This window comes from Undibacterium sp. 5I2, assembly GCF_035019605.1.
Lineage (GTDB): Bacteria > Pseudomonadota > Gammaproteobacteria > Burkholderiales > Burkholderiaceae_D > Undibacterium.
The window spans coordinates 1-8,439 of sequence record NZ_JASJVS010000094.1 but is presented as its reverse complement, the minus strand read 5'-3'; the positions used below and the strand labels follow the sequence as shown (position 1 = coordinate 8,439).

Annotated in this window: 5 protein-coding genes; 3 read left to right on the top strand and 2 right to left on the bottom strand. The window is 53.8% G+C overall.

What is annotated here, in order from left to right; all coding sequences use genetic code 11:
• Window positions 1-1,334: 1,334 nt before the first annotated feature.
• A complete protein-coding gene (locus tag QN359_RS18895; protein ID WP_322248435.1) occupies window positions 1,335-1,610 on the bottom strand; it encodes a helix-turn-helix domain-containing protein in 276 nt (91 codons plus the stop codon).
• Window positions 1,611-2,379: 769 nt separating this feature from the next.
• Window positions 2,380-2,607 (bottom strand): hypothetical protein, encoded by a 228-nt coding sequence (locus QN359_RS18890; RefSeq protein ID WP_322248436.1) that lies wholly within the window; start codon window positions 2,605-2,607, stop codon window positions 2,380-2,382.
• Between the two features lie 299 nt (window positions 2,608-2,906).
• Between QN359_RS18890 and imuA the strand changes: the two genes are divergently transcribed.
• The 3 genes from imuA to QN359_RS18875 are packed head-to-tail and all read left to right on the top strand — an operon-like array spanning window position 2,907 to window position 8,208.
• Window positions 2,907-3,605, top strand: a complete 699-nt coding sequence (gene imuA / locus QN359_RS18885; RefSeq protein WP_322248437.1) for a translesion DNA synthesis-associated protein ImuA — start codon at window positions 2,907-2,909, stop codon at window positions 3,603-3,605.
• Window positions 3,606-3,610: 5 nt separating this feature from the next.
• Complete coding sequence (locus QN359_RS18880; RefSeq protein WP_322248438.1) at window positions 3,611-5,092, top strand: DNA polymerase Y family protein; 1,482 nt, start codon at window positions 3,611-3,613, stop codon at window positions 5,090-5,092.
• On the top strand, window positions 5,089-8,208 hold the full coding sequence (locus QN359_RS18875; protein ID WP_322248440.1) for an error-prone DNA polymerase: 3,120 nt from the start codon (window positions 5,089-5,091) through the stop codon (window positions 8,206-8,208). The genes QN359_RS18880 and QN359_RS18875 overlap by 4 nt, the downstream gene beginning before the upstream one ends.
• The last annotated feature ends 231 nt before the right edge of the window (window positions 8,209-8,439 follow it).

Sequence of the window (8,439 nt, the reverse complement as noted above, 5' to 3'; positions counted from 1 at the left end):
CGCCGCGCAGCTGTGGCAGAAACAGGCACTATCTTAAACTCTTTGAATAATTGTCTGGACTTAGGGGGCCACTTTATATAGCCTAGGTGTCCGGAATGTATTCCGGACACCTCTAATGAATGTCCCAAAAAATTCAAAGAATTTTTATTTTTTTGATTTTGATTTTGATTTTGATTTTTTGGGTTTTACACTTTTTAGTGAAGTCCGATACCTACACAGGTAAGGACTCCAAGAAAATAGTTCCAGACGATGCAGGTCGTCGGGTGCGCCAACACTCTCACTTCTTACTGCTGTGGGGATGGTCGCGCCAACGACCCCACATCAGTCTCACTTGTCAGGCACTGACCTCTATTCCAGAGTTCAGTTGCCGGTACCGCTCGGTGCACGTAAAGGTGCTCGCCGAGCGATGATGGGCGGGAGAGCTGCAATTCTCTCGACCCACTCTTTATTGTGAAGTTTGTTGTGAAATTCGTGCGACCACCAGAAACACCGCCGCTATAAGCCGTGAGGCGAAATGCGGTAGGTTGGCAAACGAAAAATCGAGTAACCAGCCTCGACCTCCTGAACGATCCAGCGTAAGTTGGACGGGAGTGCTTGACACGAGTGATGTCGGCGGACGAAAGTCGCCGCTGTCTGAAAAAATGCCGTAAGACGCCTGGAGAGTCGTCCAGGGAAGACAGTCCACCACCGGAAGGTGGGGTAGCAGAGAGCTTATGCGTGTAATAGTCGGAAACTACGCTGAGGGAACTCAGGTAGGGCACCGGCTTTCAAGAGGTGCATAAAGTGTGTGATGTAAAAGTCCAGGTAGACGTACAAATAAACAAGGATGAGGTCTTCGGGACATTCTCCCATCCGCGGGCGCCCAAAAGCGTCGGTAGCTGAAAACTACGTTTGTTTGATTTCGTGCCGCACACGTTATGCGCTGTTCATCGTCGTTTTGTCTAAGTGGGTGACCTGTCGTGGATACTTATTTTGTTCAGGGTGGAAACCTGCATATAAAAAATAAGGATGCACTATGGTTAAGCGGTGATACCAGTCAATTTAGTTGAGCTTTCCTCTGCATGGGCATGTGGAGGCGAGTTAGCGAATCTGCTACTGGGAAACACCACCGGATAATATAGCCTTACAAGTGAAATGATGTGCCTGGAAGGTTTGGCGACCGACCAGGAGGTGATGTGACATGGGGTGCTTTGGCGAGTACTCCGTGTAATACAAGTAGATGAAGGCTAGATGTTTAGCATGAATATTGATTCACGGGGCCGACTTCGGTCGGCCCCTCCTTTGGGTGTTGAATTAGCGATACACGAGCGGAAAGTGATAAGTAAGTTAGAAATTCATAGGTTGCGGCGAGCTATAATTTGGTCGGCCTTGGTTGGACGGCCTCGACGACGTGGACTTGATGCTTGCGATGGTGAAGCTGCTGTTAAAGGTGCCGTTGCTTGCTGCTTCTGGTTCAACCAGTGTTGCACATCGGCTGGCCGGAAACGGATTAAACGACCGAGTTTGACGACGGGAGGTAAGTCTCCGCCTGTGGCGTGACGGTTATAAATCGTTTGTTCGGCAATGCCGAGTGCTAAAGCTAAAGTTTTAGGAGAAAGAAGTGCTTCCATGGGAATGGTTCCGTTGTTAGCAGTCACATGACTGCTAAACGTATAGGCACCAGTTACCAGGATTTACTTTGATCTGGCGGGCGGCGGAATTTCTGCTGCAAATTTGCTGCACTTGAGTGGGTAAATTCCGGTATAATGCGGTAAGTCAGGGTATGGCATGCCATTGATTTTATTGAATATTTTGGTTTTAAGCCCCTCTAGTTTTGGGCTCATAACCCGAAGGTCGTAGGTTCAAATCCTGCCCCCGCAACCAAGAATACTGATCCGTTGATTTTCCTTGTGAAGATCAGCGGATTTTTTATTTTCCAGATGCCATTTCAGTGCCTTGAGGTTTGCATGGGTTTGGCAAGGTTCCTGAGTTTAAGACCGGCTGTCACGACGCGTTTTTATCAGATGTGCAGGTAAAACCTCGGCGCTCAGAGCGCTGTCGCGAAAGCCTGATAGGCACTTTTTTTACCTAAAACACCGCATGCCTCGTCGCTCCCGTATGATTTTAGCGGGAATCCAGAAGTCTGTCGGACTTAGGGAATCGATTACTCCTAAGCCCGACAGACCCCTAATGTCGTTTTTAGCACTAAAAACGTCATCATTTCTGGCATTTAAAGCTAACCACGAACGTCGCTGGATTCCTGCCAAAAGCGCGCAGGAACGACGCGGCAAAGCCCCCGTAGCCTAAGGAAGCGCAAATTTAATCCAAGCGGTTTGCCCGCCGCCACTGAGGCGCACTGCTGCGTTGTCTTAACTCACAAGCCACATCAGGGCTGCCTGTTCACCACTTGGCTTTGGATAAAATAATCAGCCATTTCTTACAAAATAAAATTTCCAGATGGCCGGCTTGTATACCCGTAGAACAATCAAACAGCGGATTGACTGAGTAATAGCGTTGGCGAAAATCACGGCAAACGAAAATTTCGCGGCGACCCAGCCGCAGCATGAAGGAGTTTGGTGTCAGTTGCAGGCTCATACGCGTATCAACAGTCGGTTCGAAGTGTGTCATGGAATACTCCAGATCAGAAAAAGGAAGAATAACTTGGTCAAGGACATCCTTGAGCAGCGCTCTTCGTTCGTCCATGAAGCGACTTTAACACAAAATACTGTATAAACAATCAGTAGTTATATTTTTGTCGCACATTCACGACAAGCCCCACTTTTTCCTTTGCTCCGCTCCTTATGCTGCGCGGAAAGGAACTCTTGCGGCGAAAAAAATCTTTTATGGGCTTGGATTTTTCAAGATAGGACAATATACTGTATATTCAATCAGTATTTTTTATCACTCGCGACGATCCCCTCCCCATCATGCCTTTGCTTTCGACCATCTCTGCCAGCGCCCCTACCATGGAAGCAATTCATCCGGCCTTGTGGCGCGCTTCGCAAGTCGCGCGGGCCGACCGGCCCAGTATAGACAGCGGTCATCTGGCGTTGAACCGAGAACTCGCCGGCGGTTGGCCGCTGGGGCAAATCAATGAAATTTTGCTTGACCAAAGCGGCACGGCAGAATTGCGTTTGCTCGCGCCGGCCCTGCGGCAAGCAGGGCCGCGGCCACTGGCCTTGTTATGCCCACCCTACGTACCACAAGCCTCAGGCTGGTGCGAACGACAACCGAACCGACAATTGCTGTGGATACGCAGCCAAACCCAAGCCGATGGACTATGGGCGGCCGAACAAATTTTGCGGCATGGCAGTTGTGCGGTACTGTTGTTATGGCAAACGCAGATACGTCACGAAGCCTTGCGCCGACTGCAGCTCGCCGCCAACACTTCCGACACCTTGTTTTGTCTGATCCGCCCCGCTTCCGCCGCACAACAGCCCTCGCCTGCACCGCTACGTATTCGGGTGAGTAATATGAGCTTTGGTTTGCAACTACGCATACTCAAGCGCCGCGGTGCTGTACACGAGATACCGATTCCCCTGTATTTACCCGATCATCCGTATCTGGCGGCCGGCTTGAACACGCCGCGCAGCACCATTCAACAAGTGCAACTACAGAGAGGGTGAGGCCAATGGAAATGTGGATCGCCCTACACTTTCGAGCGCTGGAATTGGAAGTATTTATACCGCACTGGCAGCATCGCGCAGCACTCTTCGGCCACGTCGTATTAGCACAGCAAAGCGTTACTGCCTGTTCGGCCAGCGCGGCAGAGGCCGGCATCGTGCCCGGCATGCGTAGCGGCGCAGTACAAATGCTTATGCCGACGGCAAAAATCTTCGAGCAAGATATGCACAAGCAAGCAGCGGCGCTGCTGGCAGCCGCAAGCGCCCTCTTACAATACACGCCACAAGTCAGTCTGATCGATGCCGACAGACTGGTGCTCAATGTCGGGGCCAGCTTGCGCTTGTTCGGCGGTTTGCCAGCCTTGCGCCGCCGCATCCGCGCCACCATGGCCGCACTCGGCTACCAAGTCAGCCTGGGCTGCGCACCGCATGCCAAAGCCGCCTGCTTGTTGGCACTCGATGCCACGCGCCAAGGCCGCGCCGGGCAACTTTGCTTGCAAACAGCGCGACTAGCGCGCCGGCTCGACCGCTTACCCGTGACATTACTGGACAGCGCCCACACTTGGCGCGACTTATTGCATGGCTTAGGCTGCTACTGTTTGCGCGAGCTGCGCGCCTTGCCGCGCCCCGGTTTGCAACGACGCTGCGGTCTGGCCTTCATGGCTGAACTCGATCTGGTTTACGCAGCAACGGCAACGGCCCCGATCTGGATTCTTATTCCTGACGAATTTGAAGCGCGACTGGAATTGCCGGAACGTTTGGATAGCAGTGATTTATTACTCAAACATTGCCAAAGTTTATTGGCACAATTGCATGGCTGGCTGGCGGCACACCGCCTGAGCGCGTTAATGCTACGTCTATCTCTGTCCCATGAGCGTGGGCGCAATGCCATTCCCGCCAGCATACTCGATATCAGCTTGCCGGCCGGAGCACAAGAAAAGCAATTGCTGGCATTGCTACATGAAAAACTCCATCGCTTCGACTTCATTGCACCGGTCATTGCGTTACAACTGACGGTACCACGAACCCAAGCCGCGGCACCACAGAGTGCCTCCCTGTTTGCCGAGCCGGGCGGGCAGCCCGAAGATCATCACCATTTACTGGCTTTATTGAGCACTCGTCTTGGTGCCGATCAGGTATTGCAGGCCGCCCCCTTGGCTGATCATCGTCCCGACCTCGCCAATCGTTGGATTTCCGCGCTGGAAAAAGCCCCGTCCAAGCTGCTGCCGACGCCCACTTTACTACGCCCAGCTTGGTTGTTGGCAACGGCAGCACCCTTACAAGTGCGTCAACACCGGCCCTACTTCACTTCGCCACTGAATATTATTTCAGCGCCGGAAAGAATCGAGGCCGCTTGGTGGAGCGAGCAAACCGAGCTGCGCGACTATTTCATCGCCGTCAGTGCCAGCCATGTGCGCTACTGGATTTATCGCCCGCGCAGTGGCACTGCAGCACAGGCCAGTTGGCTGCTGCACGGGGTATTCGGATGACGGCAGACAGCGACAGCACCCGCTTGCCCGACTATGCAGAATTATTCTGTCTGTCGAATTTCACTTTCCTGCATGGGGCATCCCATCCGGAAGAATTGGTACAACGCGCCGCCCAACTCGATTATCGTGCCCTGGCCATCACCGATGAATGCTCGCTGGCTGGCGTGGTGCGCGCCCATGATGAAGCGAAATTACAAGGTTTGCCGTATATCTTGGGCAGCCATTTCAAATTGAGCGCGCCACAAGGAACGCTGACCTTGCTCGCACTGGCCTGTAACCGCGAAGGATATGGCAACTTATCTGAACTGATCACGCTGGCACGCAGTCGCTGCGGCAAAGGCAGCTACTTGCTCACACCGGAAGATTTCACCATGCCGCCGCCCGATTATGCGCATTTGCGCGGCTTGCCCGACTGTTTGCTGATTTTGGTACCGGCCTATCCCTTGCAAGCCGAGCTGCTGGCCGTACAAGCGGCGTGGCTGGCACACAGCTTCGGCCCACGCGCGCGGCTCGGTCTGACGCTGCTCATGCAAGCGGCCGACGCCTTTCAAGAACAACACATTGAACATATCGCCGAACGCTACGGCTTGGCGGTAGTGGCACTGGGACAGGTCTGCATGCATCTGCGTTCGCGCAAACCTTTGCAAGACAGTTTGACCGCGATCCGCCTCGGCACGCCAGTCGAACAATGCGGTTATCAATTGGCTGCCAATGCCGAGCAACATCTGCGCTCACGCTTACGGCTGGCTAATCTCTACCCGCCTGCCGCACTGGCAGAAAGCTTGGTGGTCGCCGCGCTGTGTCATTTTTCGCTGGATGAATTGCGCTATGAATACCCGCAAGAAGTGGTGCCGGATGGCTTGACCGCCGCCACCCATCTGCGCCATGAAGTCTATCGCGGTGCGCAACGACGTTACCCACATGGCGTGGCCGACGAAATTACCCGACAAATCGAGCACGAACTCGACATCATCAATGATCTGGCCTATGAAGCTTATTTCTTGACCGTGCATGACATCGTGCGCTTCGCGCGCCATCGCGGTATTTTATGCCAAGGACGCGGTTCGGCTGCCAATTCCGTGGTGTGTTATTGCCTGCACATCACCGAGGTCGATCCTAGCGTGCAGACGCTGTTGTTCGAACGCTTCATTTCCCGAGAGCGCGGCGAACCGCCCGATATCGATGTCGATTTCGAACATCAGCGGCGCGAAGAAGTGATTCAATATATTTACCAAAAGTATGGACATCATCGTGCCGCGCTGACCGCCGCCATCCATACTTACCGGCCGCGCGGTGCCGTGCGTGAAGTCGGCAAAGCGCTCGGGGTTGATGCCGCCATCATCGAGGCCGTGGCCAAATCTTTACATTGGTTCGACAGCACAGCCGATTTGCTCACCCAAATGGCAAGCTGCGGCGTGGACAGCGAATCGCGCTTGGCACGGCAATGGGCTGCCTTGGCGACACAATTACTCCGCTTTCCCAGACATTTATCGCAGCATAGCGGCGGCTTTGTGATCGCGCGCGGCAAGTTGTCGCGATTGGTACCGATAGAAAATGCAGCGATGAAAGATCGCCGCGTCATCCAGTGGGATAAGGACGATCTCGAATCCTTAGGCATACTGAAAATCGATATCCTCGCCCTCGGCATGCTCTCAGCCTTGCAGCGCGCCCTCACGCTAATGGCTGGTCTGCCCGGCAAACCACGCAGCATGCAAGCGATTCCGCGTGAAGATGCCGCCACCTATGCCATGATCTGTCGCGCCGATACGGTCGGGGTATTTCAAATTGAATCGCGGGCGCAGATGAGCATGTTGCCCCGCTTGCGACCGCAAAAATTCTACGACCTCGTAGTACAAGTAGCGATTGTCCGCCCGGGACCGATACAAGGCGGCATGGTGCATCCGTATCTGCGCCGCCGTCAGGGTTTGGAAGCCATCGAAACCCAACACGATCCGGCCATGCAAAAGGCGCTGGGGCGCACCCTGGGCGTACCGATTTTTCAAGAACAAGTGATGCAAATTGCCATGTTAGCTGCCAATTTCACGGCCGGTGAAGCCGATGGCTTACGTCGTGCCATGGCTGCTTGGAAGCGTAAAGGTGGCCTGGACAGCTATCGCGAGCGTATTATTGACGGCATGCTGGCCAATCAGTATTCACGCGCATTTGCCGAAGGCATATTCGAGCAAATGAAAGGCTTCGGTGAGTACGGCTTTCCAGAAAGCCATTCGGCCAGTTTTGCGATTTTGGCCTACCTCAGCAGTTGGATCAAATGTCACGAGCCGGCGGTGTTTTTGTGTGCGCTGCTCAATTCCCAACCTATGGGGTTTTATTTGCCGGCGCAATTGATACAAGATGCGCGCCGCCATCAGGTACAAGTCGATGCCATTGATGTCCTGTGTAGCGAATGGGATTCAAGCCTGGAAAACACCGCTACCGGCAGCCCATCGGTAAGGCTAGGACTGTCACTGCTGAGCGGCATGCCTGCGACGAGCGCGCGACGCATCATGGTAGCGCGACAAAGTGGCACTTTCAGCGACGTCGCCGATTTAGCCAGACGCGCCGAATTGACTCGCCATGATCTGCACATCTTGGCAGCCGGCAACGCCCTGAAAAGTCTCGCCGGTCATCGTCGCCAAGCCTTGTGGCAAGCCGTCGGGGCCTTGCCCGAGCGCGATTTACTGCGACCGACTACGATAGAAGAAGCGCTGCCGCAATTATCTGCCCCCAGTCTGGCCGATGAAATTGCGCATGATTACCGCACTCAAGGCTTGAGCCTGCAAGGACATCCGCTCTCCTTATTACGCCCACAACTGCTGGCCCAACGTTTTCTACCGGCAGAATTACTGAACACTTTTGCCAACGGCCAGTTCGCGCGCGGCTGCGGCATCATCACGATGCGGCAACGCCCGGGTACGGCCAATGGGGTCATCTTCATCACGCTCGAAGATGAAACCGGCTCGATCAATGTGATCATCTGGCCCAGTTTATTCGAACAAGAACGCCGCCTTATTCTCAGCGCACGATTACTCGGCGTGTATGGTATCTGGCAATGCGAAAACGAGGTGCGTCATTTGATTGCCAAACGTCTGGTTGATTTGAGCCATTTACTCGGATAAGCTGTCGGGCTTAGTCACTTGCAAGTTTCTCCACTCGCTTAAGAGGCTGTCGCAAAAGGGTTTTCAGTCGGTATCATTACTCCAACTGGCAGACCTGTCACTCCCCCGTGCTCTCGCCTCGTCATTCCTGCGTAGGCAGGAATCCAGTGACACCTTTGTAATGGTCTAATGTTTACGGACACCTCAATAGGAGGAATAATTACCTAAACGAGGAAAATAAAGATGACTGGG

Coding starts and splice junctions, on each gene's coding strand:
- QN359_RS18895 (WP_322248435.1), bottom strand. CDS start 1,610: ATGGAAGCACTTCTTTCTCCTAAAACTTTAGCTTTAGCACTCGGCATT.
- QN359_RS18890 (WP_322248436.1), bottom strand. CDS start 2,607: ATGACACACTTCGAACCGACTGTTGATACGCGTATGAGCCTGCAACTG.
- imuA (WP_322248437.1), top strand. CDS start 2,907: ATGCCTTTGCTTTCGACCATCTCTGCCAGCGCCCCTACCATGGAAGCA.
- QN359_RS18880 (WP_322248438.1), top strand. CDS start 3,611: ATGGAAATGTGGATCGCCCTACACTTTCGAGCGCTGGAATTGGAAGTA.
- QN359_RS18875 (WP_322248440.1), top strand. CDS start 5,089: ATGACGGCAGACAGCGACAGCACCCGCTTGCCCGACTATGCAGAATTA.